This is a genomic window from Novosphingobium sp. BL-S-19, assembly GCF_055521675.1.
On the sequence record NZ_CM145498.1, the window covers coordinates 3,777,590 to 3,803,352 of the forward strand.

A 25,763-nucleotide genomic window follows, 5' to 3' on the forward strand; every position below is an offset into this window, starting at 1 on the left:
CGCAGCGGTAGCTTCCTTCCGGCAAGCGCATTGCCGGAAGGAAGCGCCGATGACCGATTCCGTTCATGATCTGAGGACCAATCCGGTCCACCTTGGCCTTGGCGCCAGAGCCGAAGCCCAACCCGCCTTCACCGGCATGGAATGGTACACCGCCTACTCCGCGCGCACTGCGGCGGACGGTGCCGAAGGGCGGCTGGTGTCAATGTACGACTTTTCCGAAAGCTGGGATTCGTGGGAGATGCATCCCGCCGGCGACGAACTGGTCGTCTGCCTTTCCGGCGAAATCACCCTGCACCAGCAGCTGCGCGACGGGACCGAGCGGAGCGTGACGATCGGCCCGGGCCAATATGCCATCAATCCCCCCGGCGCATGGCATACGGCCGATGTTGCCGGTCCGGTATCCGCGCTGTTCGTGACGGCAGGCGAAGGCACGCAGAACCGTCCGCGCTAGAGAGGGAGGCCGAAGCTTGCATCCGGCTGAACACAAGTCCAAACCTGTGACAATTGACGACAATAAATCAGGACGGCGGCACAACTGCGCGACAAGCACCGGGTAGAACAAGCCATGAAAGCCGCGGGGCAAATCTTCCCCCTCCCTTCCCTTGCCCCGTGGCTTTCGCCTTCGTACCGGCGCCGTATCGCCGACGGGCCGCTTTTGACGGAAGAGTCGAGAAACAAGATGACCCACCGCCTGACCAAGCTCGCCATCGGTCTTTCCGCCGCAGCGCTCGCCATTGGCGGCGTTGCCTGTGCGCAAACGCCCTCCTCACCGCCCCCTCCGCCGCGCGGGGGAGATTTCCGCATGGATGCCAATGGTGACGGCACGATCACCCGCGCCGAAGCGCAAGCCGCCGCCGAAGCCCAGTTCGCCCGGCTTGACGTCAACAAGGACGGCAAGATCGACCAGGCCGACCGTGACGCCCGTCGCACCCAGATGCGCGAAGAGCAGTTCAAGCGGCTGGACACCAACAACGACGGCACGATTTCCAAGGCTGAATTCATGGCCGATCGCGGTCCGAAGGATTGGCACCGCGGTGGCCCCGAAAGCCGTCCCGACATGCCGCCCCCGCCCGAAGGCGCCGCGCCCCCTGCCGGCGCGCCCGGCAAGCACGGCCCGATGCGCGGCCCCGGACGCGGTGGCCCCGGCCACTGGGGTGGACGCGGCCCTGGTGACATGTACGGCATGGCCGATGCGGACGGTGACCGCTCCGTCACCAAGGCCGAGTTCATGGCCGCCGCCATGAAGCGCTTCGACGCGATGGACACCAACCATGACGGCCAGGTCACCAAGGAAGAGCGTCAGGCCGCCCATCAGAAGATGCGCACCGAACGCCGCGGCCCGCCCGAGGGCAGCGCTCCGCCCCCGCCGGCATCCACGCCGGCAAAATAAGTCCCGTTCGAACGGATAGCGATGACCGATACCACACCTGTCCGCCTGCTCCTCGTCGATGACGAGGCGGCACTCAGAGAGCCCCTGGCCGAGTACCTCTCGCGCCAGGGGTTTGCCGTAAGTCAGGCCCAGAGCGCCGCCGAGGCGCGCAGCCTGCTGCGCGACGAGAAGCCCGATCTTGTCCTGCTGGATATCATGATGCCCGGCGAGGACGGCCTCTCGCTCTGCCGCCATCTGGTCGAAACGCAGGACATGCCGGTGATCTTCCTCACCGCCCGGGGCGAGGCGACCGACCGCATCGTCGGGCTGGAAATCGGCGCCGACGACTATGTGGTGAAACCGTTCGAACCGCGCGAACTGGTGGCGCGCATCCGCAGTGTGCTGCGCCGCGCCAACCGCACCGCCGCCGCCGCGCCGGAGAACGAGGTCTTCGTCTTCGAAAGCTGGCAGCTCGATCCGCTGAAGCGCCGCCTTACCGATGCCGAAGGCGCCTCGGTCGCCATCTCCTCGGTCGAATTCCGCCTGCTGATGGCGTTCCTGGAACACCCCCGCCAGGTGCTCAACCGCGACCGCCTGCTGGACATGGTGCAGGGCCGAGAGGCGCATCTGTTCGACCGCGCGGTGGACAATCAGGTCAGCCGCCTGCGCCGCAAGATCGAGGTCGATTCCCGCAATCCGCAACTGATCCAGACGGTGTGGGGCGGCGGCTACATGCTGGCCGCCGACGTGCGCCGCATGGCCGCCCCGGCGGAGTGAAAGCGCGCACCGCATGACCTCTCTCCGCCCGCGTTTACCCCGGCCCCACAGCCTGATGGGCCAGATGCTGCTGGCCGTCGCCGCCGCGCTGCTGCTGGTGCAGGGCCTCGGCGCCTTCCTGGTCTATCGCGCCCAGCGCGAAGGGTACGAGGCGGGCATGCTCAATGCCGCGGTGTTCCGCCTGATCATGGAAACGCGCGGCCCCCGCGGGATCATGCGCCACCAGAACGGCCCGCGCGGCGATTCGCCCGGCCCGCTTTCGGGGCCGCCGCCGAAGGGCTATCACCTCGAATACAGCACCAGCTCCCCGGCGATGGCGGGTGAGGCGCGCGATGCCGAGGCGGAAGCGGATCTGGCCAAGATCCTCGCCGATCAGGATTTCGCGGTCCACGATGTCGTCGTCGTCCACCGCGCCGCGGGGCACGACCGCTATGCCCGCCGCGGTTTGATGCGCCGCGCTGCCAGCTATGGCCTCTCTCCGGACGAGACTTCCGGGCTGATGCGCTCCAACCTGATGGTGGTGGGCGTCCGCACGGCGGAGGATAGCAGCTGGATCGTCGCCCGCGTGCGCGCGCCGCGCCCCGAAAACGTGCTGCTCGGCCCGATCCTGATCCAGACCCTGAGCATCTACGCGGTGCTGATGGTCGCGGTGACGCTGATCCTGCGCCGCATCACCCGGCCGCTGGCCGCACTGACCCGCCGCCTCGAACGCTTCGCCACCACGCAGGACCTGGACGGCCAGTTGCCGCCCTCCGGCCCGGAGGACATGCAGCGGCTGATCGTCGCCCACAACGCCATGGAATCGCGTATCGCCGCCCTGCTGGACGAGAAGGACGTGATGCTGGGCGCCATCGGGCATGACCTCAAGACGCCGCTGGCGGCGCTGCGCGTGCGCATCGAATCGGTCTCCGACGACGTCGAGCGCGGCCGTATGGCAACCACCATTGAGGACATCGTCCGCACTCTGGACGACATCCTCTCGCTCGCCCGCGTCGGCCGCCCAAGCGACCCGCTGGAACGCACCGAACTCTCCGCCCTGATGTTCTCGGTGATCGAGGAATACGAGGACATGGGCGAACCCGTCGAAGTGGGCGACACCGAACGCATCGCGCTGGAACTGCGCCCCACCTGGATCCGCCGCGCGCTGCGCAACCTGATCGGCAATGCCCTGCGCTACGGCGACCGCGCCCGCGTCTCACTGTCGCGTGAAGGCCGCACCGCCGTGATCGTGATCGACGACGACGGCCCCGGCATCGCCGAAGACCAGATCCACGCGATGATGAACCCCTTCACGCGCGGCGACCCGTCGCGCAACAGCGCTACCGGCGGTGCCGGCCTCGGCCTCGCGCTAGCCCGCGCGATTGCCGAACAGCACGGCGGCGCGCTGGTGCTGGCGAACCGGCTGGCAGCGGACGGAACAGTCGAAGGCCTGAGGGCGAAAGTCGAACTGCCGGTCGGTTAAAAGAAGACAAGAGAAGTCCTGGGGGATGGTCCCCCCGGCATCTCCTGACTTTCCCCAATGCCCTGCCCGAAGCGGTCCGGACTATCTCTGCGGCATCCTTCTAAGTTCGCAACCGGAGCAGACCATGGCGAAGCGGCCCAATATTCTCGTGATCTGGGGTGACGACATCGGCTGGCAGAATGTCAGCGCTTACGGCATGGGCACGATGGGCTACACGACGCCCAACATCGATCGCGTCGGCTATGAAGGGATCCGCTTCACCGATCACTATGCCCAGCAAAGCTGCACGGCCGGCCGTGCAGCTTTCATCACCGGCCAATATCCGATCCGTTCCGGCATGGTTACCGTGGGCCAGCCGGGCGATCCGCTCGGCCTGCAACCGGCCTCGCCCTGCCTCGCCGAAGTGCTCAAGGAAGTGGGTTATCGCACCGGCCATTTCGGCAAAAGCCATCTCGGCGACCGCAATGAGCACTTGCCGACCAATCACGGCTTCGACGAGTTCTTCGGCAACCTCTATCACCTCAACGTCTCGGAGGAGGACGAGCAGCGCGACTACCAGAACTTCGCCAAGGCCTATGCGGGAAGCCTGGAGGCCTACGAAGAGAAGTTCGGCGCGCGCGGCGTGATCCACAGCTGGGCCACCGATGTCGACGATCCGACCGAGGATCCGCGCTTCGGCAAGATCGGCAAGCAGAAGATCGTCGATACCGGGCCGCTGCATCAGGAACGCATGCACGAGGTGGACGAGAAGGAATTCATCCCGCCCGCGCTCGAATTCATGAAGAACGCGAAGGATGCGGACGAGCCGTTCTTTGTCTGGCTCAACACCAGCCGCATGCACCTCTACACCCGTCTCAACGACAAGTGGCGCTATGCGGCCGAGAAATACACCTCGGAAGCCGATCTTCACGGATCGGGCATGCTGCAGCACGATCACGACGTGGGCATTGTGCTCGATTGGCTGAAGGAGAACGGCCTCGAGGAAGACACGATCGTCTGGTACTCGACCGATAATGGCCCCGAGCATTCGTCCTGGCCGCATGGTGCGACGACGCCGTGGCGCGGCGAGAAAATGACGACTTACGAGGGCGGCGTTCGTGTCATCTCGATGTTGCGCTGGCCGGGCGTGATCGAGCCGCTGCAGCTGAAGAACGGCATCCAGGCCCATCAGGACATGTTCACGACGCTGGCTGCGGCGGCCGGTGTGGCCGATGTGAAGGACAAGGTGCTGGCCGAGAAGAACCAGTACATCGATGGCGAGAACAACCTCGACTACTGGCTCGGCAAGACCGAAGAATCGGCGCGAAACCACATCTTTCACTACAACGAATCGAAGCTCACCGCGCTGCGGATGGGGCCGTGGAAGTGGCACTTCTCGACCGCCGAGGACTATTACGGGAATATCGTCGGCCGCTCGAAGCCGCTGGTGTTCAACATCCGCATGGATCCCTTCGAAAGCTACGACAATTCCGATTCCTACGGGCACCTGATCCAGAAGGTATCCTGGCAGACCGGACCGCTTGGCGAACTGATGAAGGATCACCTTACGACGCTCGCGAAGTATCCGCCGGTGCAGGGCGGCAAGAGCTTCGACATGTCGAACGTGGTCGAACAGTTCATGAGCAAGGGTCACGACTAGCAAGATCGGCACCGGGCGGCGTGTTGTCGCTGCCCGGTGCACACCGGCTTGAGGAGGGGCGCAGTTGCTGGAGGCGATCGGTGAATTGCTACCCTTGGCGGTCGGCGTGTCGATCAGCCCGCTGCCGATCATCGCCATGATCGTGCTGCTGATGTCGCCCAATGCCTCGATATCGGCTCCGGCTTTCCTGGTAGGGTGGATGATCGCCATCGCGGCAGCCTTGATCCTGTTCGGCAGCCTGGCCGGGCTCGGTTTCGGAAAAGGCGGCGGCGGGATTGTCGCGGCGGTTAAAATGGCTCTTGGCGCCGGCCTGCTGTTTCTTGCGTGGAAAGAATGGCGGGCCCGGCCGCGCCGGGGCGAGACCGCCCAGCTTCCCCACTGGCTTGAAGCCGTGGAGAAGATGGGCCCGTTCGCGGCCGGCGGACTGGGGTTCGGCATCTATGCGGCGAATCCCAAGAATTTGACCGTCGGTATCGCGGCAGGCGTGGCCTTCGGTCAATTCCGGCTTCCGGCGGGCCAGGCTGCCCTCGTTTGCCTGGTCTATGTGCTGATTGCTGCGAGCACCGTAGTCGTGCCTGTGATCGGCTATTTCGTGGCTCGGGAACGGGTGCGGCCTTGGCTTGACGAGATGCGTGACTGGCTCACCCAGCATAACGCAGCGGTCATGGCAGTGCTGCTGCTGATCGTGGGGGCCATGATGTTCGGCAAAGGGGTTTCGTCACTCACTTTGTAAGGCGTATCTGGCCCGCGGCACTTAGAGACCGTTTGAAAATTCGCGAAATGCGAATTTTGCGGCACCGGCCCGCTCCCCCACCCTACCACCCGCAGGATACTACCGATGGGTGGTAGGGTGGGGGAGAGGGCCGGTGCCGCCTCAAAAATGCCCCTGCGGGCATTTTTCAAACGGACTCTTAGCCAGACGCTCAATATAATCTCTTCACAGAGGATCGTGTCCCCAGAGGTGGTGTAGCTTTTCTGGACCACCTTGCTTTTCGGCTTCAGCCTGAGCCGATCATGAGCCAGGTACTGCCGACAGCATGACAATAGGATTGTCGCTGAGCGGGGCCATCGTTTCAAGCGTCATGTAACGTGCGCGCTGGACGGCCCATTCGTCGGACTGTTCCATGAGGATGGCTCCGACGAGACGGGTGATGGCGGCTTCGTTTGGGAAGATCCCAACGACCTCGGTCCGCCGTTTGATTTCGCCATTGAGGCGCTCGATGGGGTTTGTGCTGTGTAGTTTGGCGCGATGCTCGCGCGGGAATGTCATGTAGGCCAACACATCGGGCTCAGCGTCGTCCATCAGCGTGGCTAGCTTGGGCAGTTTGGGCCGCACTTGGTCGGCGATCGAGCGCCACTGCTGGCTCGCAGCTTCTGGGGTTTCCTGGGCGAAGGCGGTGGCGATGAACGCGGAGACCACGCGCCTGCCGCTCTTGCCGGCATGGGCGAGTGCATTGCGCATGAAGTGGACGCGGCAGCGCTGCCAGGTCGCGCACAGCAGCTTGGAGACCGCCGCCTTAATGCCTTCGTGCGCATCGGAGATGACCAGCTTGACGCCACGCAGTCCTCGGCGCGTCAGTTTGCGCAGGAAAGCGGTCCAGAACGGCTCGGCCTCGGAAGGACCGATATCCATACCTAGCACCTCGCGGCGGCCATCGCTGTTGACGCCCACCGCGACGATCACCGCCACCGAGACGATACGCCCGTTCTGCCGCACTTTCACGTAGGTGGCGTCAATCCATAGGTACGGCCAGTCGCCTTCGATTGGGCGTTCGAGGAAGGCACCGACTTTCTCGTCGAGTTCCTCGCAAAGCCGGCTGACCTGGCTTTTCGAGATCCCATCCATACCCAGCGCCTTCACCAGGTCATCTACCGAGCGGGTGGAGATGCCCTGGATATACGCTTCCTGGATCACCGCGGTCAGCGCCCGCTCGGCCATGCGACGGGGTTCGAGGAAGCCGGGGAAGTAGCTTCCCTTCCTGAGCTTGGGGATGCGCAGTTCGACCGTCCCTGCTCGCGTCTGCCAGTCGCGCTCGCGGTAGCCGTTGCGCTGGACCAGCCTCGCCGCAGATTTCTCGCCATGGCCGGCACCGGTCAGGTTGCCGACTTCCATCTCCATCAGCCGCTCGGCGGCAAACGAGATCATCTCGCGCAGAATATCTGCATCCGGGGTCTTCTCTACCAGCGAACGCAAGTGCATCATCGGATCGGTCATCGTGATTCCTTCCGTCAAGTTTGAGCTTCGCAACCCAAACCTACCCGAAAATCACGGTGACCACCTCAGCCTTCAGCTACACCACGTCCTGGGACACGATCTCACAGAGTCGTATGAATGCCGCCCAAGCAACGCTGACCGTCCGCTTTCGGGGCTCGCCGAAGTGGCGGCCGAAAGACCTGTTTAGAGCATTTTCTAATCAGGTCGAATCACCTGATGACTCGGAAAATGCGCCAAACCAAAAACTTAGAGAAGTCGATCCGGCGCAGTCGAGTTGAAAACTGCTCTAGGGCGCAAACCGACCTTCCCTCCCCATCGCATCCCCCCCTATTTCATCGCCACGAAATCCGCATCGATCTGCGTGCCGACCAGATCGTCGAGCAGCCCGCAATTGCGCACCCGCTCGCTGGCGCGCGCCAGTTCCAGAGCGCCCGGCGTTCCGGCGAGGCTCGGCCCGAAGTCGCGGGTGATCTGCTCGGCCTTCTCCACCGAGCAGTAACGGCCCAGCATCTGCGGCAGGCGGGCGGAGAAGAACTGGCCGCCGCTGGCCGTGACCAGATCGTCCAGATGCGCCAACGCCCATTGATAGCCGAGATCGCGCGTGGCGCTGCGGGCCATGATGCCGTCGAGGAAACTCAGCCGCTCGCCTTCGCGCAGGCGCGGGTCTTTCAGGTCGAGCAGCCATGAGGCCAGCTTCACGTCACTGGTCCGCGCCGCCGCCGCCAGTGCGGCCGGGCGGAACACCGGATCGTCCGAAGACAGCGCCCGCTCCACCAGATCGCGCGCGGCATCGGCGCCCTTCTGGAACAGGTAAACGTCCAGCGCATGGTCCATCCACGCCGGGTCCAGCGCGGCGCTGTCCCCCTTGAGGTAAGCCTGCATCGCCTGTGCCAGTTGGTCGCGCAGCTTGCCGCCGCGGCTGGTCGCCAGCAGCGCCTCCACCACCTGCACGCGGCGCTGGATGCGCGCGGGCGCCTCATGCACATAGACGCCGGCGCGCGGATCGAAGCCATATTCTTTCAGCAGCGGCACATAGAGCCGTTCGCGCAGCACATTGAACCCCAGCCGCCCGCGCCCAGTGACAAGGCCCTGCATGACGTAGCGCGACAGCGCCTCGAACGGCGCATCGGCGGCATGGGGATCGGGATGACGGATCAGCGCGCGGGCGAGCAGCGCCATTTCCGACACGTTGCCGCGTCCGCTCCGGATCGAGGCATCGAGCGAATCGACCAGCGACAGCGCCTCCCCGGCCGGCAGGCTTCCTGCGGCAGCGATCAGCGACTGCCAGTGCCCGGCCGCCAGTTCGAAGCGATAGTATCCGGCCCCACCGGCGTTGGGAAAGACTGGCCCGCTACCCGGCACGGTGAAGGACTGGTTCTGCCGGTCCATGATCGTGCAGGTCCTCTGCGCGCCGCGCCGGAAGCAGAGCGGAATGATCCACTTCCCCGGCGGGGGAGCGATGCCGGCGGTGGTGTAGCGCAGCTGGGTCACGGCCACGCGGTCGCCCTGCTGCCTGATTGCCAGCAAGGGCACCCCCTGTTGTTCCACGAAGCTGCGCAAGGCGGGCACCAGTCGGGGATCGCCGGCCACTTCGGCCAGCGCCGCGAAGAAATCGTCGCTGGTGGCGTTGCCCCCGCGATGGGCGGCAATGTAGCGGCGCACGCCTTCGCGAAAGCGATCCTCGCCCAGCCATCCGGCGATCATCGAAACGACTTGGCCGCCCTTGCCATAGGTGATGGCATCGAAGGCGGAATCGATCCGATCGCTGGTCTCGATCGGTTGGCGGACCGGGCGCCCGGCGACGAGCGCGTCGATCTCCATCGCCTCGAACCCCGCCTGCAGCGCGTCCCCGGCGATGCCCAGGTCCGGCCGCCACTGGTCGCCCATGCGGTAGCCGATCCAGTTGGCGAAGCTTTCGTTCAGCCAGATGTCGTCCCACCAGGCGGGGGTGACCAGATCGCCGAACCACTGATGGCCCAGTTCGTGGCCGACGATGGTACCGAACAGGCGCTGCTGCTCCACCGGCGCGGCGGCATCCATCACCAGAATGTCGTCGCGGTAGAGGTCCGCCCCGGCGTTCTCCATGCCGCCCGGCAGCACGGGGCTGGTGATCTGGTCCAGCTTGGGAAAGGGAAACGGCTCTCCAAAGAAGTCCTCAAGCTGGGTGACGATCCGCGCGCTGCCGTCGAGCGCGAAGGCCAGTTTTCCGGCATTCTGGCGGGTGGAGACGATGCGCAGAGGCAGCGGCGCCGATCGTTCGGCACTGGGCGGGACGGCACCTTCCAGCGTGGCGAAAGGCCCGAGCATGACCGCCAGCAGGTAAGTCGGCAGCGGCAGGCTGGGCGCGAAGCGATGGACGGCAAGGCCGTTCTCGATCTGCGGCGCGCCCGCTTCCGGCGCATTGCTGATCGCGGTCAGGCCAGGCGGGGTGCGCAGGGTCAGCGTGAACGGCGTCTTGAAACCGGGCTGGTCGAACCCTGGAAAGGCAGCGCGCGCGTCGATCGACTGGAACTGGCTCCAGACGTACCATTCCCCTTCGACGTTAACGCGGAACAGGCCGGAGGGTCCGTTGGCGAAGGCGGCGCCGTAATCGAAGCTGAGCGTGACGGGTCCGGCGGGGAGATCGCGGTCGAAAGTGACCACGGCCAGACCATTGGCATCAAGCTGTCGCCAATGGCCGATCAGCGTTTCGCCGCCAAAGCGCGCGGTGACTTTGCCCACATCGAGGTCGCGGCCGTGCAGGTACACTTTAGGTGCACTTCTGGTCACGTTCAGGTCGATCTCGACGCGGCCCGAAAAACGCGGATTTTCAGGGTCGAGCGTCAGGTCGATCCGATAGGCCGTGGGCCGCACGGCATCGCTGAGCCGCCCGAACGGCAGGTCGGGCGCCGCCTGCGAAACGATGGGAGCGGCCTCCTGCGCCCAGATCTGTCCCGGCGCGATAAGCAGCGCCGAAGAGAGAGCCAGACGACAGGAAACCCTCACCAATTCAGCGCATCAGGCCGCCGAGAAGATTGCGGGCGAACCGGCCAAGCCCCGGAAAACCGATGGCCTTGCCCAAGGCGTCGCCCACCGTCCCCGCCGCCGCGCTGGCCGCCGAAGCCTGCGGATTCGCGCGGCTTTTCTTGCCCTGCATCGATTGGGCAAGGATCGACCCCGCACTTGCCGCCGCCGCACCCGCCGCCGCCTTGGCCACCTTGCCGCCAAGCCCGTCCCACAGACTGGGACTCTTGCGTTCCTGCTTGCCGACTTCGGCGGCGCCCTTTTCCGCCACTTCCTGCGCGGTTGCCGCCGCGTCGGCGGCCTTGGCAGCCAGCACTTCCTCAGCACTCTCGCGGTTGATGGGAGTGTCGTACTTGCCCTGATATGGGCTGATCGACTGGATGATCGCCCGCTCCTTGGCGTCCACCGGACCCAACCGCGAGCGCGGTGGCGCGATCAAGGTGCGCTGGACGATCGAGGGCGCGCCATCGTCATCGAGCGTGGAAACCAGCGCTTCGCCGACCTTCAGCTCGGTGATCGCTTCCACGACATTCAGCGCCGGATTGATCCGGAAGGTATCCGCCGCCGCCTTGATCGCCTTCTGGTCGCGCGGGGTGAATGCGCGCAAGGCGTGCTGCACGCGGTTGCCTAGCTGGCCCGCGATGTCTTCCGGGATATCGATGGGATTCTGCGAAATGAAGTAGACGCCCACCCCCTTCGAGCGGACGAGGCGGACGACCTGCTCCACCTTGTCCTGCAGCGCCTTGGGGGCATCGTCGAACAGCAGGTGCGCCTCGTCGAAGAAGAACACCAGTTTCGGCTTTTCGGGATCGCCCACCTCGGGCAGCACCTCGAACAGTTCGGACAGCAGCCAGAGCAGGAACGTGGCGTAGAGCTTGGGGCTGCGCATCAGCTTATCGGCAGCCAGGATGTTGATGTAGCCGCGCCCCTTATCGTCGCAGCGGATGAAATCGGCGATTTCCAGCGCCGGTTCGCCGAAGAACTGCGCCGCGCCCTGGCTGTCCAATGCCAGCAGCTGGCGCTGGATCGTGCCGACACTGGCCTTGGTGATATTGCCGTATTTGGTGGAAAGCTCCGCCGCGTTCTCCGCCGCATGGGCCAGCATCGCCTGCAAATCGGGCAGGTCGAGCAGTAGCAAGCCCTGTTCGTCGGCATAGCGGAAGACGACGTTGAGCACGCCTTCCTGCGTGTCGTTGAGGTCCATCAGCCGCGAGAGCAGCAGCGGCCCCATTTCGGAGATCGTGGTGCGGACGGGATGGCCCTGCTCACCGTAGATGTCCCAGAAAATCGCCGGATTGTCGGAATAGCCATAGTCCGTCAGGCCTATTTCCTTGGCCCGGGCTTCCAGAATGGCGGCGTTCTTGAACTGCGGGCTGCCGGACATGGAGATGCCCGAAAGGTCCCCCTTCACATCGGCAAGGAACACCGGCACGCCGGCGGCGGAAAACTGTTCGGCAATCGTCTGCAGCGTCACCGTCTTGCCGGTGCCCGTGGCGCCCGCGATCAGGCCGTGACGATTGGCGCGACCAAGGTGCAGGACCTGCCGTTCACCGTTGGCACCGAGTCCCAGGAAAATCTCTTCCATTCATGCCTCCTTGCACCGTTCGAAGGTGATAGAGCGCAGGTTGGGCAAGGGCGAGAGGGATTTTGGCGGACCCGCCACTTGATCGCCCAGAGGTCGCGAAACGCAGTAAAGGGACCTTGCGACGAAGCGCACTGGCGGCGCCTGAAATCGGGCGCTAAAGGCCCAGTCGCAACCATGCCCCAGCCCTTCATCCTTTTCGACGACGCCCGCCTTGAGGGCGCGGCCGACGCGCGTATCTACCGCGATCCGGTGGAGATCGTCGTCGCGCATACCGAACGGGAGGTGCTGCCCGCGCTCTCCCGGATCGAGGCATTGTCGGGCGAAGGGCTGCATCTGGCTGGATACCTCGCCTACGAGGCAGGGCAAGCGCTCGAGCCGCGCCTGGCCGGCCTGCGCAAGACCGACGGCCCGCTGGTCTGGTTCGGCGCCTTCGAAGGCTTCGAAACCGTTCCCGCCGCTGCAATTCCGCGCTGGTTGGCCGAAAACGCCGCGCCCGGCCCGGTCGGCATCGGCCCGCTCGATCCGCTGATCTCCACGGGCGACTACACCCGCGCATTCGATACGATTCACGGCGCCATCGAGGCGGGCGACATCTATCAGGCCAACCTGACCCTGCCGCTCGAAGGGCCGTGGCACGGCGATCCGCTGGCACTCTACGCCGCGATCCGCCCCGCCGCCGCCGCCGGATACGGCGCGGCGATCCGCGATGGCAGCGAGTGGCTGCTCAGCTTCTCCCCCGAGCTGTTCTTCGCTCTGGACGATCACACCGTCACCGTCCGCCCGATGAAGGGCACCCGCCCGCGCGGGCAGGACGCGGCCGAAGACGCGCTACTGCGCGAGGAACTGGCCACCAGCACCAAGGATCGCGCGGAAAACCTGATGATCCTCGACCTCATGCGCAACGACCTGTCGCGCGTGGCGGAGACGGGCAGCGTCCGGGTGGAACAGCCCTTCGCGATCGAGAGCTACCCGACCGTCCATCAGATGGTCTCGACGGTCCACGCCCGCCTCTCGCCGGACAAGGGGGCTGTCGATCTGCTGCGGGCGCTGTTCCCCTGCGGATCGATCACCGGCGCGCCGAAGATCCGGGCAATGGAACTGATCGCAGATGTCGAACCCCATGCACGCGGGCCTTACTGCGGTTCAATCGGTTTCATCGAACCCTCTGGCGATGCCGCGTTCAATGTGGCAATCCGAACCTTGCGTCTGACGCCGGACGGCAAGGGAACAGCGGGCCGGGCCATACTCGGCGTCGGTTCGGCGGTGGTCGCCGATTCACAAGCGCTTCCCGAATGGCGGGAATGCCTGGTCAAAGGGGGTTTCGTGCGAGATTCGGCAGGGGCAACTTCACCCGCCAGTTTCGATCTTGTCGAGACGATGCGTTTTACGCCCGAAGAGGGCATCCCGCTGCTTGAACTCCATCTGGAGCGGGTCCGTACCAGCGCAGAGGCGCTGGGTTTCAGTTTTGACCGCCATGCCGTGCGCAATGCGATTCAGGCGCTCTGCTTCGATGCCGATGCGCCTGCCAAGCTGCGCCTCGTCACCGCGCGCAGCGGCGCCTATGCACTGGAACTGGCCGAGTTGCCCGAAGCCTTCGACGGCCCGGTGACGGTCGGCGTGCTGCCGCTTCCGGTCGACAGCGGCGATTGGCGCCTGCGCCACAAGACCAGCGATCGCGGTTTCTACAATTCCGGTCTGGCCGTGGGAAAAAAGGCCGGCGCGCAGGAAGTACTGTTCCTGCGCGATGACGGGTTGCTGACCGAAGGAAGCTTCACAAGCCTGTTCGTAGAGCGGGACGGCATGCTGCTGACCCCGCCCGCCGCATTGGGCCTGTTGCCCGGCGTGCTGCGCCGCTCGTTGATCGAGCAAGGCCGCGCGGTCGAGGCGGACCTGACGCTGGACGACCTTTCCGACGGTTTCCTGATCGGCAATGCCCTGCGCGGCCTGATGCCCGCGCAGCTTCTTACCTGATGGCGCGCCCCTGATGCACACTTCCGCTGCCCTCGCCCGCATCGCCCCCTCCGGGACCACCGCGATGACCGACCGCGCCATCGCCCTGCGTGAATCCGGCATCGACGTGATCTCGCTCTCGGTCGGCGAGCCCGATTTCGACACCCCGCCCCACGTGATCGAGGCGGCCAAGGCCGCGCTCGATGCCGGGCAGACCAAGTACACGGCGGTCGGCGGTACATCGCAGCTGAAGCAGGCCGCCGCGCTGCACTTCAAGCGCGATCTCGGCATCGAGGTTCCGCCTTCGCAAGTGACGGTCAGCGCCGGCGGCAAGCAGGCGATCTTCCACGCGATGCTGGCGACGGTGAGCGAAGGCGACGAAGTGATCGTGCCCTCGCCGTGGTGGGTCAGCTATCCGGAGATCGTGCGCTTCGCCGGCGGCAAGGTCGTGCCGCTGCGCACGTCGCCCAAGGACAACTTCCGCTTCACCCCCGCCGATCTGGAAGCGCAGATCGGCCCGCGTACGCTCTGGGTGCTGCTCAACAGCCCCGGCAACCCCACCGGCGCCTATTATCCCGAAGACATGCTGCGCGGCATCGGCGAAGTGCTGCGTCACCACCCGCGCGTGATGGTGCTGTCCGACGATATCTACGCGCCGATCAATTATACGGGCCGACCGCATGCCACGCTGGCCAACCTCTGCCCGGACCTTGCCGACCGCATCCTGACCGTCTCCGGCGTGTCCAAGAGCCACGCGATGACCGGATTCCGCATCGGCGTGGCCGCGGGGCCGCAATGGCTGATCAAGGCGATGGAAAAGCTGCAATCGCACTCCTCGGGCAATCCCTGCTCGATCAGTCAGGCCGCTGCCGTTGCCGCTTTCGAAGGTCCGCAGGACTTCCTGACCGAATGGCGCGAGCGGTTCCGCAAGCGGCGCGATATGGTGGTTTCCGCGATCAACGCGATTCCCGGCCTGTCGACGCCCTCGCCCGATGGCGCGTTCTACTGCATGATCGACGCGACGCCGCTGATGGACCGCTTTGGCGGGGACGATGTGAAGCTGACGCTGCATCTGCTGGAGCATGGCGTGGCGCTGGTCCCGGCCTCAGCCTTCGGCGGGCATGACGGTTTCCGCATCAGTTTCGCCGCCGATGACGCGCGGCTCGAAGAAGCGCTGCGGCGCATAGAGAAAGCATTGACGTAACATGGAACTGGAAATCCTCTTCGAGGACGGCGAAGCGCTGGTCATCGACAAGCCCGGCGGCCTGCCGCTCGATACGCCGCGCGCCGGCGGGCCGAGCCTCGAAGACCGGCTGGACGAGTTGAAACTGGGCTTCCACCGCCACCCCGCGCCGGTGCACCGGCTGGACCGTGACACCTCCGGCTGCCTGCTGCTGGCCCGCAATCCCAAGGCGCTGAAGCGCTTTTCCGCTGCCTTCGAGGAGAAGCTGGTCGAGAAGCGCTACCTCGGCATCGTCGCCGGCACGCTGGCCGAAGAGGAAGGCACAATTGCGCTCAACCTCTCCAAGGTCAGCACCGCCAAGGACGGCTGGCGCATGATCCCCGCCAAGAAGGGCAAACCCGCCGTCACCCACTGGCGCAAGCTGGACGAGAAGAACGGCCTGACCCTCGTGGAATTCCGCCCGGAAACCGGCCGCACGCACCAGATCCGCGTCCATGCCGCCTCCGGCCTTGGCCACGCGCTGCTGGGCGATCCGGTCTACGGTTCCAGCAAGGGCGCGCCGCGTACCATGCTGCACGCAGCAGGCCTGACCGTGCCGCGCGGCGACAAGGAGCCGATCGTTGCTATGGCGCCGCTGCCGCGCGATTTCGCCGCGCTCGGCTTCAGCGATGAATGAGCGAGATTGAAGCCACGATAGACCGCGCCCAGGCCCTGGCGAGCGAGAGCTTCATCGCCGCCTCCGGGCCGGGCGGTCAAAACGTCAACAAAGTGGCGACGGCGGTCCAGCTGCGGATCAACGTCTATGCGCTACGGCTGACCCCGCCGGTCTTCGCACGGTTGAAGGAACTGGCGGGCAGCCGGATGACCTCGGGTGGAGAACTGATGTTCACTGCCCGCCGCTTCCGCACACAGGAAGCCAACCGTGCCGATGCCCGCGAACGCCTCGCGGAAATGCTGCGCGATGCCCACAAGCTGCCCGAAAAGCGCGCCAAGAGCCGGCTCAACCGGGTGGGCAAGGAACAGCGGTTGAAGGGCAAGAAGCTGCGCGGATCGGTCAAGGCCGGGCGCGGCAAGGTCAGTTTCGACTGAGCCCCGTTGCCGCATCCGAAGGCATATCGGAAGGCCGCGCATCGAACATCTCCGCCGCCTGATCGAGCGCCTTGGCCTCATCCGAGGTGACCGGCGCGGGCACCGGATCCGGCGATCCGCAACCCGCCAGAGGCAGAACCATCGCCGCCAGCCAGAAATGCGCTTTCATCAGCCCTCGATCACTTGCGCGTGGGGGTGGTGCTTGGCGATGTGCTTGCGGATGATCTTGAGATTCCGGCTGTTCGACCGGAACACGAAGTCGAACAGATCACCCGCCACCGGAATCGCGCCCAGCAGCGTATCGACGCCGACATTCGCGCTCATCCGGGCCAGTTGCCATTTCGACATGCCGAGATTGCGGCCCTCCCAGACGAGATAGAGGCCCATCAGCGCCGAAACCACGTCGCCTGCCACCGGCACCAGACCCACGACCGCGTCGAGGCCGACCTTGCGGCGCAGGCCGGGAATCGTGAACGCGTTTTCCAGCACGCGCTCCACCATTTCCACACGGCGGGTGACGGAAAGCGGATCGGACCCCAGCGGAAGATCCATTTCCATGCGGCGGGCAGAAGCCTGTCCAGTCGCCAAAGTCGTCGCACTCCTCGAACGGCAAAAGCGCCGCTCAGGTTATTTGGGCACCCAGGCCAGCGGCATCAAGGGGTGCCAGCCCCAGGTGTTGGGCGCAAAGCCGTCCACGCTGCCACGCACCAGCGACCAGCGGATCGGCGTGCCGAACGGGATGAAGACGTTAGCGGAGGTCAATTCCGCCTCCGCTTCGGTCAACAGCGCCGCGCGCTGTTCGGGAGACTGCGCCACCGACGCTTCCGCCGCGCGCGCATCGGCATCGGCGGAGCAGATGCCGCGACGGGCACGGCACGATAGACGGTTGAGGAACCAGGCGGCACGCGGATAGCGGGCAATTTCGTCAACCAGCGCAAGGTCGGCCCCGGCAGCATTCGGCGCGTGCATCAGCCGGATGCCGATGGCCGCCATATCGGACGAAAGCTTTTCGAACAGCGTATCAGCACCTTGCCCCGCCGGCAGCCAGAGCGTCAGTTGCGGCGCCCGCGCGGCGAGGTCGGCCGGTGTCGGCGCCTTGGGGCCGCGCTGGAAAATCTTGCGCGCCAGACGCACCGGCTGCGCAGCGGGCGAGGACGGAGCCGGTAAGGCCGGTGCCGCCATCTGCGCGGGGGCCGAATTACCCTCCCACCGCCGTACCCGGCCGGCGGCGACGATGCGGCGCTCATCGATGCTCTGGTTGCCCCAGCGCTCGCCGATCGTGCCCAGGTCTCCGTCCAGGCTGGGCGTGACGATGCGGGTGGTTGCCGTCCAGCCGCCCACGCCGAACGGTGCGATCAGCGCGTCGCGGTCGATCGCCATGGCAATCGCCTCGCGATTGGCAGGATCGGCCAGGAACCCGCGATCGTTCATCACCTGCAGGCCGAACAGGCCGATGACGGGATCGAGCTGGATCGTGCCGCGCAGGATGCCCACCGATCGGGTTAGCGGGAAATCCTGGATTTCACCGCCCATCACGATATCCACTGTGCCTGCGTTGAAGGCATCCACCGCCGCCGGGCCCCCGAGCGCGCTCATATCGACGCGGCGGGTGCGGCGGGTCCAGTTCTCGATCGCCGGCAGGCCCAGCCGCGCGGGATCGATCGGCACCATCCTGGCGATGTTCCGCTCCCGCTCCAGCCGCATCGGGCCGGCGCCTCGCTCCCGGTGCACCAACCCCAATTCGGGCTGCGCGATCAGTTGGAGCAGATAGGGCATCGGCCGATTCAACCGAATCTCGATGACGCGACCGGCCATCACCCGGGTCTCGTCGATGCCCGACAGATCGAGTTCGAGAGGCGTGCCCTTCAGGCTATCGAGGGCCGTATCAAGCGCCCGCTTTGCCGATTGCGCCGTCAAGGGATCGCCCGTGAGCCAGTTGCCGTCCCGCAACCGGAAGATATAGCTCAGCCCATCGTCGGTAACGATCCAGCGATCCGCGAGCGCCGGGATCACGCGCCCCTTCTCGTCGAAAGAGACCAACCCCTCTGTCGTCGATGCGCGGGCCAGCTGGCCGGCAAGCGGGCGTTGCAGACCCGTGGCGAAAGGATCCGCGGCGTTGCCGATCACTGCCACGCTCAGCGCCGAATTGCTGGATGATCCGCACGCGGCGAGCGCCAGCGCAGCCAGAAGGCCGAACGCGGCGTAACCTGTGCGCAAAGCGGTCATGCCTTTGGGACTAGTCGATTTCGGCAGGCCCGCAAATGGCCGCTGCATCCATCTTCGGGAAAAAGCGCAAGGGCAGCAGCGATCGCGACCCTTTCCGCCGCAGCAATGCCCCGGGCGGCGCTCAAATCTTGCGCAGGGCTGCCGAATCCGGGGAATAGAGCGCTTCGTGATTGCGAACAAAGCGCGGGGTTGCGTCCTCGGCGGCATTCACCGCGACGCGGGCCAGTTTGGGATCGATGTCCGTGCCGAACGCCACGCCGAAGCGGTTGTCCTGCACCCAGGCGACCGAGCCCGGCACCCAGCCGATGTTGCGGATATTGACCTTGACCGGGGTGCCGCGAACGACGCGCACCATGCCTTCGCCCATCATGCCGCCGGGCGAAAGATTGCGGACCTTGATGCGGCTTTCGCCGTCCAAACCATCGACGCGCAGGTCAGCCATCAGAAACAGGCTGTCACGTGCGATCTGTCGGTTCTCTTCGGTCATGTATTCTCGTCCGGTATTCAAGGCGTACGCCGGGCATCGTATGGGCCGGCGGAGCACTTGTCCGCACAAGCCTAACACGATTGCCACCACGTTCTAAGGGGCAGTCACCAAGAAAGCCTTAATGACCATCCGAGGCCAGCCCCCGCCGCGCCAAAACAGGGTTAAAATGTGGTCATGACCGAAGCTTCGGCGCAAGCGGAATTTGATCCGCAATCGCGCTTTCAGTTCAGATACTTAAAGTCGCAGGCAAACCCGCCGCGCCGGACGCGCTTCGGGTCCCCGTCCCACGCGGCTCAATCGTCGCGCGAGACCTTTTCGCGGCGCTCGTGCGCTTCCTGCGCTTCCACCGTCATCGTCGCGATCGGGCGAGCTTCGAGGCGGCCGAGGCCGATCGGCTCTCCGGTCACTTCGCAATAACCGTATTCGCCTTCCTCGATCCGGCGCAGGGCGGAATCGATCTTGGCAATCAGCTTGCGCTGGCGGTCGCGGGTGCGCAGTTCGATGCCCCAGTCGGTCTCACTGGAAGCGCGGTCGTTAAGGTCGGGCTCCCGGATCGGGCCGTCCTGCAACTGCGCCAGCGTTCCGGCGGAAGCGTCGAGGATCGATTTTTTCCAGGCGAGCAATAGACGCCGGAAGTAATCCTGCTGAGCCTCGCACATATAAGGCTCGTTCTCAGCGGGAACGTAGGAACCGCCAAGCATACGCTTGGCCTTGGCGAGGACATCAATTTCGTCAGCTAGGGCCGTTGCCATCCAGAGAATCTCCGCACGAATTCCCGCGGCCTGCCTACGCCCTGCGGCCCCGGATTTTTCCAGTGACCTCCCGGCAAACCGTGGTGCGGCGGCCTATAAGGCCGGCCTTCGGGCTGCACAAGGTCATAACCAAAGCCTTCCACAAAAAACCTGAATGGCTGTTCGATAAGCGGAAAAGCTGTGTCCCAAACTACACGCCGGAATGCCGCCCAAAATGCCCACAGGGACTTTCGAATTGTCGTTAACGACTTGTTGACCATGAACGGCGCAACCTCATCGCATCGAAAGGCCGCGGGAACGGCCTTACGAAGGGGGTTACTATGGGTACTGTCTGGATCAATGTTCACGGCATCACCGCATGTGAAGCCGATATCAATGCCGAGAACCTGCTGGTCGCCGACCGGCTCGCCGCTGCCGCGCAGGGCGACTATTCGGCCTACTTCGACCTGGGCGTCGCCTATTCGACCGGAAGCCAGGGCGTGCCCTGCGATCTGATCGAGGCGCACAAGTGGTTCAACCTCGCCGCCGTTGCCGGCCATGAGGAAGCGCCCGCCTGCCGCGCCGAAGTCTCCGACGAGATGACCGCGCGCGAGATTGCCGAAGCGCAGCGCCGCGCCCGCCAGTGGCTCGCCGCCAGCACGCGCAAGGCGGCCTGATCAGCTTTCAGGTTTTGCGGAACGGAGTGCGATCGCCCAGGAACATCTGATCCTGCGCGATTCCGGCCCGCTCCTGTTCGAGATAGTCGGCAATCGCGCCGCGCAGGCCATCGTGGACGATGTAATGCGCAGAAACCGTCCGCACCGGCTCATAGCCGCGCGCCAGTTTATGACCGCCCTGGGCGCCCGCCTCGACGCGCGAGAGGCCCAGCGCGATGGCCGCATCGATGGCTTGGTAGTAGCACAGCTCGAAGTGCAGGAACGGCTTCTCCACCACGGCGCCCCAGTAGCGGCCGTAGAGAGCCTCCGCGCCGATGAAGTTCAGCGCACCGGCAACCGGCTCGCCATCGATATAGGCCATGACCAGCAGGATGCGGTCCGCCATCGTCTCGCCCAGCCGCGAGAACGCCGCGCGCGTCAGGTAGGGATGGCCCCACTTTCGCGCGCCGGTGTCCTGATAGAAGGCCCAGAACGCATCCCAGTGCTCCTCGCGCAGATCAGCACCGGTGAGCGTGCGGATTTCCACGCCTTCCTGCGCCTTCTCGCGTTCCTTGCGGATGTCCTTTCGCTTGCGCGACGAGAGTTCGCCAAGGAAATCGTCGAAGCTGCCATAGTCGCGGTTTTCCCAGTGGAACTGGATATCCTCACGCAGGAGCCAGCCGGCCGATTCGAACACCGCTACCTGATCCGGCTCGATGAAAGTCGCATGGGCGGAGGACAGGCCATGCTCACGACACAGCGTTTCTGCCGCGCGCAGCAGCGGCAGTTGCAGTTCGGGATGCGGGGTCAGCAGGCGCGGGCCCGTGGCCGGGGTGAACGGCGCTGCGATCTGGAGCTTGGGATAGTAGGCGCCGCCCGCCCGATGCCAGGCATCGGCCCAGGCATGATCGAAGACGTATTCGCCCTGGCTATGCTCCTTGAGATAGGCGGGAAGCGCCGCTGCCAGCCGGCCGTCGGGCCCTTCGATGGTGATCGGCACCGGGCTCCAGCCACTGCGCCCGCCCACGCTGCCCGAAGCCTCGAGCGCGGAAAGAAAGGCGTGACTGACGAACGGATTGCCGCCGTCGCCCAGGGCATCCCATTCGTCGGCGGGTAGGGCGGAAACGCTGCCGTGGATCCGGGCGGTAAATTCGCCCTCGCTCATTCGGGAACCTCTGCAAGCTGCTCGAAGATTGCGGCATCGGCATGTTCGCGCACACGGTCCTGCTGCTCGTCGGTTCGCACGGTCCAGCTCGCAACCGGCAGCCCACGTTCGCGCTGGGCCCGCGCAAAGCGGCTGGGCAGGTCGCGCACATCGTAGGCAAGGAAATCGGGGCGCGCCTTCCACAAGGCCAGATGGCGGCGGATCGAACCGGGCAGCGCGCGATCCTCCCCCTCGCTGACGATCAGCCCGCGCACGGTCAGCGGCGAATGGACGCGAAACCAGTGCGCCACGCGCGGATCGAAGCTCATCACCGCATAGTCGCCGGCATAGCCTTCCAGCACGCGCCGCACCGCAAGGCACAAGGCAGCCACGCGGGCGGCGCGGCTCGACTTGACCTCGATCAGCACCGGCACTCGTCCTGCCACGCGATCGAACACGTGCCGCAGCGTGGGTATCGTCTCCTCGCTGCCGGTCAGGCGGACCGCCGCCAGTTGCGCGCCACTGCGGCGGGAGATCGGCCCGCTCTCACCGGTCAGGCGGTCGAGCGTGGCATCGTGGAACACCACCGGCGTTCCGTCACCCGCACGCTGCACGTCCAGCTCGATTCCGAACTGGCCGCGCAGCGCCGCCTCGAAGGCGGCAAGCGAGTTTTCCGGGATACCCGCGCCATGCAGGCCCCGGTGCGCATAGTCGCGCGCGCCGATCCACCCGACCCGTTTTGGATCGGGTGCCGGCGCCAGCCATCGATCAATCGAGGCGAGGAGCACGAAGCGTCACGATGGCGTCCACTTCGACGGCGGCGCCCAGTGGCAGCACCGGCACGCCGACTGCGCTGCGGGCATGCTTGCCGGCATCGCCGAACACCGCAACCATCAGTTCCGAGGCGCCGTTGGCGATCTTGGGCTGATCGGTGAAATCGCCGGTCGAATTGACGAAAGCGCCCAGCTTGACCACGCGCTCCACCCGGTCGAGCGAGCCGAGCGCGGCCTTGAGCTGGGCCAGGATCATCACTGCGCAGGCCTGCGCTGCCTCGACGCCGGCTTCAAGGCTGACGTCCTCGCCCAGGCGGCCGGTGACGAGCTTGCCGTCGACGAAAGGCAGCTGGCCCGAGACGTAGGCCGTGTCACCGGCAATCACCACCGGCACATAAGCGGCGACCGGGGCCGCCGCTTCGGGAAGGGTCAGGCCAAGGGCGGCAAGGCGGGTTTCGATCTCAGTCATGTTGGGGCATTTCCCTGTAGGTTTGGGTAGAGTCGGTCTGGGTCAACCAGTCAAGCAGCCACGGGGTGGCGCTCTTCCAGTCGTCGATTCGCGCATGGGCATGGCCTGCCGCATGGGCGCACGTGATATGCGGCGCCAGCAGCGGCTCCGCGCAAAGGTGCAGGCGGCCGATGTCCGGCGCGAATTCGGCGACCGATCCGTGATGCTGGGCCAGATCGTCGATGAACACCGCGCGGCTGGGCGCATATTCGTCGAGGATCGCCTTGAGCGCCGGGCCTTTCGGACCCTGATTGGTGTAGACCTTCAGGTCGACGCCATGGTCGGCCAGCTGGCGCCGGCGCGCCTCCTGCCGGAAATCCATCAGGTTGGTCAGCACCACGACATCGGCATGGTCGGCAATCGCGCGAATCGCCTCGATCGCGCCTTCCACGGCGGTCTGCCGATGCATTTCGCCATCGAAGAACTTGTTGAGCAGCGACCACATCTCCGCCTGCTCCAGCAAATCGCCGGTGGCGGTGCGGCGCATGGCGCTGGAAAAATCGCCGCGCGACATGTCGAAACTCACGCCCTCGTCCTCGGCCAGCCAGTCGCGGAAATGGCTGACCATGTAGAGCAGCACTTCATCGCAATCGGTGATGAGCAGCGGACGGGTCATCGGCCGATCCTCTGGCGGGCGGCAGCGAGTTCCTCAGGCCTTACGCCCAATGCATCGGCTGCCGAAACAAGGTCGGCCTCATGCGCGCAGAGGAAATCGAGCACCGCCGTCAGGGTGCCGGCCTCTCCCAACGAGGCGCGCAGATGGTCGGGCGTCAGACCCGTCAGCGCCAGGAAACGTTCGGCGCGATCGTCATCGGTCAGCACCCAGCCAAGCGCATTGAGCGCCAGCGCTGCGGGATCGTGCGATGGGGAAGGTGAACTTCCTGGAATTGTCAGCCTCGCTTGCCTGTCCTAGAGCGGTACTCATCTTGGAGCGGTACTCAGCCGCAAGATGGGGTTCAGGCGCGGAATGGCAAAGCGAATCCTTGTTGTCGAGGACAACGACCTCAACCGGAAGCTCTTTTGCGACGTGCTCAAGAGCCAGGGCTTCTCCGTGGAGCCGGTGGCGGACGGGCTGGACGCGCTCGAAAGGGCGCGCGAATTCGTGCCCAATCTCGTCATCATGGACATCCAGCTGCCCAATGTCTCGGGTCTGGACCTGATCGAAGCGGCCAAGAAGGATGCAGTGCTGCGGACGATCCCGGTGCTTGCCGTCACGGCCTATGCCGGCAAGGGCGACGAGGAACGCATCCGCGAGGCAGGCGCTGAAGGATATCTCGCCAAGCCGGTATCGATCGGCCCCTTCATGCAGGCCGTCCGGGCGCTGGTATGACCCTTCCCTCAGGCGTTCCGGGCGCCGGTATGGCCCTTCCCGACGCGCCTGTGCTTGACTTTACCCCCCGCCGCCGCTTTTGCGCCGCAATTATCGGCCACAGCGCCGCCCGAAATTACCGGAGTTGAAATGACCATGGACCGCGCAGAGACCTCGGCCCGCATCGCCGCGCTGATCGAACCCTTCAACAAGAAGGGCATCGAGATTACCGACGCGACCCGCTTCACCGACGATCTGGAGTTCGACAGCCTGACCGTCATGGACTTCGTGGCCGAGATCGAGGACGGGTTCGACATCATCATCTCGATGAACCAGCAGGCCGAGATCGAGAACTACGGCCAGCTCGTCGACGCCGTGGTCAAGCTGCAGGGCTGAAGGATTCGACGATGACCGACATGCTCAGCGACAACGAGACGCAAGGTGCAACCGACCTGTTCAGCAAGTTCGATCCCCTGATCGAGATGCGCCAGGGCCTGCTCTCCACCGGCGTCACCGATCCGTTCGGCCTCGTCATGGAAAAGGTGATCTCGCCCACCGTCGCCCTGTGCAACGGGCGCGAGACGATCCTGCTCGGCACCTACAACTACATGGGCATGACCTTCGATCCGGACGTGATCGCGGCCGGCAAGCAGGCGCTGGACGACTTCGGTTCGGGCACCACCGGCAGCCGAGTCCTCAACGGAACTTACGCCGGACACAAGGCTGTCGAGAAAGCGCTTTGCGACTTCTACGACATGAAGCACGCCATGGTGTTCTCGACCGGCTACCAAGCCAACCTCGGCATCATTTCGACCATCGCTGGCAAGGGTGATTACATCGTCCTCGACATCGATAGCCACGCCTCGATCTGGGACGGCTGCAAGATGGGCGACGCCGAAGTCGTGCCGTTCAAGCACAACGATATCGAGGCGATGGAAAAGCGCCTGCGCCGCATCCCTGAGGGCGCGGGCAAGCTGGTCGTGCTGGAAGGCGTCTACTCCATGCTGGGCGATATCGCCCCGCTCAAGGAGATGATCGCCGTCGCCAAGAAGTACGGCGCGATGGTGCTGGTGGACGAAGCGCACTCGATGGGCTTCATCGGCCCCAACGGGCGCGGCGTGGCCGAGGATCAGGGCTGCCTTGACGATGTGGACTTCGTGATCGGCACGTTCTCCAAGTCGGTCGGCACCGTCGGAGGCTTCTGCGTTTCGAACCACCCGAAGTTCGAGATCATGCGCCTGGTCTGCCGCCCCTACGTCTTCACCGCCAGCCTGCCGCCCAGCGTCGTCGCCACCGCCGCGACTTCGGTGCGCAAGCTGATGCACGCCGCCGACAAGCGCGCGCACCTTTGGGAAAACTCCAAGGTTCTGCACAAGGGCCTGACCGATGCCGGCTTCCAGCTCGGCACCGAGGAGCCGCAGAGCGCGATCATTGCGGTGATCATGCCCGACCTCGAACGCGGTGCGATGATGTGGGAAGCGCTGCTGCACGAAGGCCTCTACGTGAACCTTGCGCGTCCGCCGGCAACCCCCGCCAACATGACGCTGCTGCGCTGCTCGCTCTGCGCCGAACATTCGGCCGAGCAGGTCCAGCAGATCATCGGCATGTTCACGCGCGCGGGCAAGACGGCCGGCATCCTCGGCTAACCTGCTCTTGA

General features: G+C 65.3%; 28 protein-coding genes. 15 read left to right on the plus strand and 13 right to left on the minus strand.

All coding sequences use genetic code 11. The features are described 5' to 3' along the window. Positions 1-49 precede the first annotated feature (49 nt). From ACZ1JV_RS26010 to ACZ1JV_RS26035, 6 genes are all read left to right on the plus strand, one after another. Entirely contained in the window at positions 50-451 is a 402-nt protein-coding gene (locus ACZ1JV_RS26010) for a cupin domain-containing protein (protein ID WP_465151136.1), read from the plus strand. Between the two features lie 351 nt (positions 452-802). Further along, positions 803-1,390, plus strand: coding sequence for an EF-hand domain-containing protein (locus ACZ1JV_RS26015; RefSeq protein ID WP_465138628.1), 588 nt, complete (start codon positions 803-805; stop codon positions 1,388-1,390). 21 nt (positions 1,391-1,411) lie between these two features. After that, on the plus strand, positions 1,412-2,146 hold the full coding sequence (locus tag ACZ1JV_RS26020; protein ID WP_465151137.1) for a response regulator: 735 nt from the start codon (positions 1,412-1,414) through the stop codon (positions 2,144-2,146). A gap of 13 nt (positions 2,147-2,159) precedes the next feature. After that, a complete protein-coding gene (locus tag ACZ1JV_RS26025) occupies positions 2,160-3,608 on the plus strand; it encodes an ATP-binding protein (RefSeq protein ID WP_465151138.1) in 1,449 nt (482 codons plus the stop codon). A gap of 124 nt (positions 3,609-3,732) precedes the next feature. Then, positions 3,733-5,247, plus strand: coding sequence for an arylsulfatase (locus ACZ1JV_RS26030; RefSeq protein ID WP_465151139.1), 1,515 nt, complete (start codon positions 3,733-3,735; stop codon positions 5,245-5,247). Positions 5,248-5,311: 64 nt separating this feature from the next. Then, entirely contained in the window at positions 5,312-5,980 is a 669-nt protein-coding gene (locus ACZ1JV_RS26035) for a GAP family protein (RefSeq protein WP_465151140.1), read from the plus strand. 279 nt (positions 5,981-6,259) lie between these two features. On the opposite strand, the gene ACZ1JV_RS26040 is transcribed toward ACZ1JV_RS26035, so the two are convergent. Then, a complete protein-coding gene (locus ACZ1JV_RS26040; RefSeq protein ID WP_465149753.1) occupies positions 6,260-7,462 on the minus strand; it encodes an IS256 family transposase in 1,203 nt (400 codons plus the stop codon). 56 nt (positions 7,463-7,518) lie between these two features. Here ACZ1JV_RS26040 and ACZ1JV_RS26045 point away from each other — a divergent pair, with 56 nt between their 5' ends. Continuing rightward, on the plus strand, positions 7,519-7,740 hold the full coding sequence (locus tag ACZ1JV_RS26045) for a hypothetical protein (RefSeq protein ID WP_465151141.1): 222 nt from the start codon (positions 7,519-7,521) through the stop codon (positions 7,738-7,740). Between the two features lie 49 nt (positions 7,741-7,789). Here the strand turns inward: ACZ1JV_RS26045 and ACZ1JV_RS26050 are convergent, their stop codons facing one another. Further along, a complete protein-coding gene (locus tag ACZ1JV_RS26050) occupies positions 7,790-10,447 on the minus strand; it encodes a M1 family metallopeptidase (protein WP_465151142.1) in 2,658 nt (885 codons plus the stop codon). A gap of 4 nt (positions 10,448-10,451) precedes the next feature. Continuing rightward, positions 10,452-12,050, minus strand: coding sequence for a helicase HerA-like domain-containing protein (locus ACZ1JV_RS26055; RefSeq protein ID WP_465151143.1), 1,599 nt, complete (start codon positions 12,048-12,050; stop codon positions 10,452-10,454). 174 nt (positions 12,051-12,224) lie between these two features. Here ACZ1JV_RS26055 and pabB point away from each other — a divergent pair, with 174 nt between their 5' ends. The 4 genes from pabB to arfB are packed head-to-tail and all read left to right on the plus strand — an operon-like array spanning position 12,225 to position 16,272. Then, positions 12,225-14,021, plus strand: coding sequence for an aminodeoxychorismate synthase component I (gene pabB, locus ACZ1JV_RS26060; RefSeq protein WP_465151144.1), 1,797 nt, complete (start codon positions 12,225-12,227; stop codon positions 14,019-14,021). A 13-nt stretch (positions 14,022-14,034) separates the two neighbouring features. Next, positions 14,035-15,204, plus strand: a complete 1,170-nt coding sequence (locus tag ACZ1JV_RS26065) for a pyridoxal phosphate-dependent aminotransferase (RefSeq protein WP_465151145.1) — start codon at positions 14,035-14,037, stop codon at positions 15,202-15,204. A 1-nt stretch (position 15,205) separates the two neighbouring features. Next, on the plus strand, positions 15,206-15,859 hold the full coding sequence (locus ACZ1JV_RS26070) for an RluA family pseudouridine synthase (protein ID WP_465151146.1): 654 nt from the start codon (positions 15,206-15,208) through the stop codon (positions 15,857-15,859). Continuing rightward, the gene (gene arfB, locus ACZ1JV_RS26075; RefSeq protein ID WP_465136937.1) at positions 15,856-16,272 is read left to right on the plus strand and encodes an alternative ribosome rescue aminoacyl-tRNA hydrolase ArfB; all 417 of its coding nucleotides are present in this window, start codon (positions 15,856-15,858) and stop codon (positions 16,270-16,272) included. Before ACZ1JV_RS26070 ends, arfB begins: the two co-directional genes overlap by 4 nt. On the opposite strand, the gene ACZ1JV_RS26080 is transcribed toward arfB, so the two are convergent. From ACZ1JV_RS26080 to dksA, 5 genes are all read right to left on the minus strand, one after another. Further along, positions 16,259-16,441 carry a hypothetical protein gene (locus ACZ1JV_RS26080; protein WP_465151147.1) on the minus strand — a complete coding sequence of 61 codons (183 nt, stop codon included), beginning with the start codon at positions 16,439-16,441 and terminating at the stop codon, positions 16,259-16,261. The genes arfB and ACZ1JV_RS26080 overlap by 14 nt on opposite strands. Then, positions 16,441-16,830 (minus strand): DUF4112 domain-containing protein, encoded by a 390-nt coding sequence (locus tag ACZ1JV_RS26085; protein WP_465152657.1) that lies wholly within the window; start codon positions 16,828-16,830, stop codon positions 16,441-16,443. Before ACZ1JV_RS26085 ends, ACZ1JV_RS26080 begins: the two co-directional genes overlap by 1 nt. Before the next feature lie 69 nt (positions 16,831-16,899). After that, on the minus strand, positions 16,900-18,498 hold the full coding sequence (locus tag ACZ1JV_RS26090) for an ABC transporter substrate-binding protein (protein ID WP_465151148.1): 1,599 nt from the start codon (positions 18,496-18,498) through the stop codon (positions 16,900-16,902). Positions 18,499-18,619: 121 nt separating this feature from the next. Continuing rightward, positions 18,620-18,985, minus strand: coding sequence for a PilZ domain-containing protein (locus ACZ1JV_RS26095; protein ID WP_465136933.1), 366 nt, complete (start codon positions 18,983-18,985; stop codon positions 18,620-18,622). 293 nt (positions 18,986-19,278) lie between these two features. Beyond that, positions 19,279-19,737: an RNA polymerase-binding protein DksA gene (dksA, locus tag ACZ1JV_RS26100; protein WP_395329995.1), complete on the minus strand. Its 459-nt coding sequence runs from the start codon at positions 19,735-19,737 to the stop codon at positions 19,279-19,281. Between the two features lie 320 nt (positions 19,738-20,057). On the opposite strand from dksA, the gene ACZ1JV_RS26105 reads away from it, so the two are divergent. Continuing rightward, positions 20,058-20,393 (plus strand): SEL1-like repeat protein, encoded by a 336-nt coding sequence (locus ACZ1JV_RS26105; protein ID WP_465136932.1) that lies wholly within the window; start codon positions 20,058-20,060, stop codon positions 20,391-20,393. Positions 20,394-20,400: 7 nt separating this feature from the next. On the opposite strand, the gene ACZ1JV_RS26110 is transcribed toward ACZ1JV_RS26105, so the two are convergent. Genes ACZ1JV_RS26110 through ACZ1JV_RS26130 form a run of 5 tightly spaced genes read right to left on the minus strand, consistent with a single transcriptional unit; the run spans position 20,401 to position 23,691 of the window. Then, positions 20,401-21,537: a GNAT family N-acetyltransferase gene (locus ACZ1JV_RS26110; RefSeq protein WP_465151149.1), complete on the minus strand. Its 1,137-nt coding sequence runs from the start codon at positions 21,535-21,537 to the stop codon at positions 20,401-20,403. Further along, entirely contained in the window at positions 21,534-22,304 is a 771-nt protein-coding gene (locus tag ACZ1JV_RS26115) for a glycerophosphodiester phosphodiesterase family protein (protein ID WP_465151150.1), read from the minus strand. The genes ACZ1JV_RS26110 and ACZ1JV_RS26115 overlap by 4 nt, the downstream gene beginning before the upstream one ends. Beyond that, on the minus strand, positions 22,285-22,758 hold the full coding sequence (locus ACZ1JV_RS26120; RefSeq protein WP_465136929.1) for a RidA family protein: 474 nt from the start codon (positions 22,756-22,758) through the stop codon (positions 22,285-22,287). The genes ACZ1JV_RS26115 and ACZ1JV_RS26120 overlap by 20 nt, the downstream gene beginning before the upstream one ends. Continuing rightward, complete coding sequence (locus ACZ1JV_RS26125) at positions 22,751-23,413, minus strand: HAD family hydrolase (RefSeq protein WP_465151151.1); 663 nt, start codon at positions 23,411-23,413, stop codon at positions 22,751-22,753. Before ACZ1JV_RS26125 ends, ACZ1JV_RS26120 begins: the two co-directional genes overlap by 8 nt. After that, on the minus strand, positions 23,410-23,691 hold the full coding sequence (locus tag ACZ1JV_RS26130; protein ID WP_465152658.1) for a DUF3572 domain-containing protein: 282 nt from the start codon (positions 23,689-23,691) through the stop codon (positions 23,410-23,412). Before ACZ1JV_RS26130 ends, ACZ1JV_RS26125 begins: the two co-directional genes overlap by 4 nt. A 73-nt stretch (positions 23,692-23,764) precedes the next feature. On the opposite strand from ACZ1JV_RS26130, the gene ACZ1JV_RS26135 reads away from it, so the two are divergent. The 3 genes from ACZ1JV_RS26135 to spt all read left to right on the plus strand — a co-directional run bounded on the left by ACZ1JV_RS26135 (position 23,765) and on the right by spt (position 25,752). Continuing rightward, entirely contained in the window at positions 23,765-24,127 is a 363-nt protein-coding gene (locus ACZ1JV_RS26135) for a response regulator (RefSeq protein WP_465151152.1), read from the plus strand. Positions 24,128-24,262: 135 nt separating this feature from the next. After that, positions 24,263-24,502: an acyl carrier protein gene (locus ACZ1JV_RS26140; RefSeq protein ID WP_142636232.1), complete on the plus strand. Its 240-nt coding sequence runs from the start codon at positions 24,263-24,265 to the stop codon at positions 24,500-24,502. A gap of 11 nt (positions 24,503-24,513) precedes the next feature. Next, a complete protein-coding gene (spt, locus tag ACZ1JV_RS26145) occupies positions 24,514-25,752 on the plus strand; it encodes a serine palmitoyltransferase (protein WP_465151153.1) in 1,239 nt (412 codons plus the stop codon). The last annotated feature ends 11 nt before the right edge of the window (positions 25,753-25,763 follow it).

Excerpts from the sequence above, each read along its gene's own strand:
- ACZ1JV_RS26010 (WP_465151136.1), top strand. The coding sequence starts at position 50 with ATGACCGATTCCGTTCATGATCTGAGGACCAATCCGGTCCACCTTGGC.
- ACZ1JV_RS26015 (WP_465138628.1), top strand. The coding sequence starts at position 803 with ATGGATGCCAATGGTGACGGCACGATCACCCGCGCCGAAGCGCAAGCC.
- ACZ1JV_RS26020 (WP_465151137.1), top strand. The coding sequence starts at position 1,412 with ATGACCGATACCACACCTGTCCGCCTGCTCCTCGTCGATGACGAGGCG.
- ACZ1JV_RS26025 (WP_465151138.1), top strand. The coding sequence starts at position 2,160 with ATGACCTCTCTCCGCCCGCGTTTACCCCGGCCCCACAGCCTGATGGGC.
- ACZ1JV_RS26030 (WP_465151139.1), top strand. The coding sequence starts at position 3,733 with ATGGCGAAGCGGCCCAATATTCTCGTGATCTGGGGTGACGACATCGGC.
- ACZ1JV_RS26040 (WP_465149753.1), bottom strand. The coding sequence starts at position 7,462 with ATGACCGATCCGATGATGCACTTGCGTTCGCTGGTAGAGAAGACCCCG.
- ACZ1JV_RS26055 (WP_465151143.1), bottom strand. The coding sequence starts at position 12,050 with ATGGAAGAGATTTTCCTGGGACTCGGTGCCAACGGTGAACGGCAGGTC.
- pabB (WP_465151144.1), top strand. The coding sequence starts at position 12,225 with ATGCCCCAGCCCTTCATCCTTTTCGACGACGCCCGCCTTGAGGGCGCG.
- ACZ1JV_RS26065 (WP_465151145.1), top strand. The coding sequence starts at position 14,035 with ATGCACACTTCCGCTGCCCTCGCCCGCATCGCCCCCTCCGGGACCACC.
- ACZ1JV_RS26070 (WP_465151146.1), top strand. The coding sequence starts at position 15,206 with ATGGAACTGGAAATCCTCTTCGAGGACGGCGAAGCGCTGGTCATCGAC.
- arfB (WP_465136937.1), top strand. The coding sequence starts at position 15,856 with ATGAGCGAGATTGAAGCCACGATAGACCGCGCCCAGGCCCTGGCGAGC.
- ACZ1JV_RS26080 (WP_465151147.1), bottom strand. The coding sequence starts at position 16,441 with ATGAAAGCGCATTTCTGGCTGGCGGCGATGGTTCTGCCTCTGGCGGGT.
- ACZ1JV_RS26085 (WP_465152657.1), bottom strand. The coding sequence starts at position 16,830 with ATGGAAATGGATCTTCCGCTGGGGTCCGATCCGCTTTCCGTCACCCGC.
- ACZ1JV_RS26090 (WP_465151148.1), bottom strand. The coding sequence starts at position 18,498 with ATGACCGCTTTGCGCACAGGTTACGCCGCGTTCGGCCTTCTGGCTGCG.
- ACZ1JV_RS26095 (WP_465136933.1), bottom strand. The coding sequence starts at position 18,985 with ATGACCGAAGAGAACCGACAGATCGCACGTGACAGCCTGTTTCTGATG.
- dksA (WP_395329995.1), bottom strand. The coding sequence starts at position 19,737 with ATGGCAACGGCCCTAGCTGACGAAATTGATGTCCTCGCCAAGGCCAAG.
- ACZ1JV_RS26105 (WP_465136932.1), top strand. The coding sequence starts at position 20,058 with ATGGGTACTGTCTGGATCAATGTTCACGGCATCACCGCATGTGAAGCC.
- ACZ1JV_RS26110 (WP_465151149.1), bottom strand. The coding sequence starts at position 21,537 with ATGAGCGAGGGCGAATTTACCGCCCGGATCCACGGCAGCGTTTCCGCC.
- ACZ1JV_RS26120 (WP_465136929.1), bottom strand. The coding sequence starts at position 22,758 with ATGACTGAGATCGAAACCCGCCTTGCCGCCCTTGGCCTGACCCTTCCC.
- ACZ1JV_RS26125 (WP_465151151.1), bottom strand. The coding sequence starts at position 23,413 with ATGACCCGTCCGCTGCTCATCACCGATTGCGATGAAGTGCTGCTCTAC.
- ACZ1JV_RS26135 (WP_465151152.1), top strand. The coding sequence starts at position 23,765 with ATGGCAAAGCGAATCCTTGTTGTCGAGGACAACGACCTCAACCGGAAG.
- ACZ1JV_RS26140 (WP_142636232.1), top strand. The coding sequence starts at position 24,263 with ATGGACCGCGCAGAGACCTCGGCCCGCATCGCCGCGCTGATCGAACCC.
- spt (WP_465151153.1), top strand. The coding sequence starts at position 24,514 with ATGACCGACATGCTCAGCGACAACGAGACGCAAGGTGCAACCGACCTG.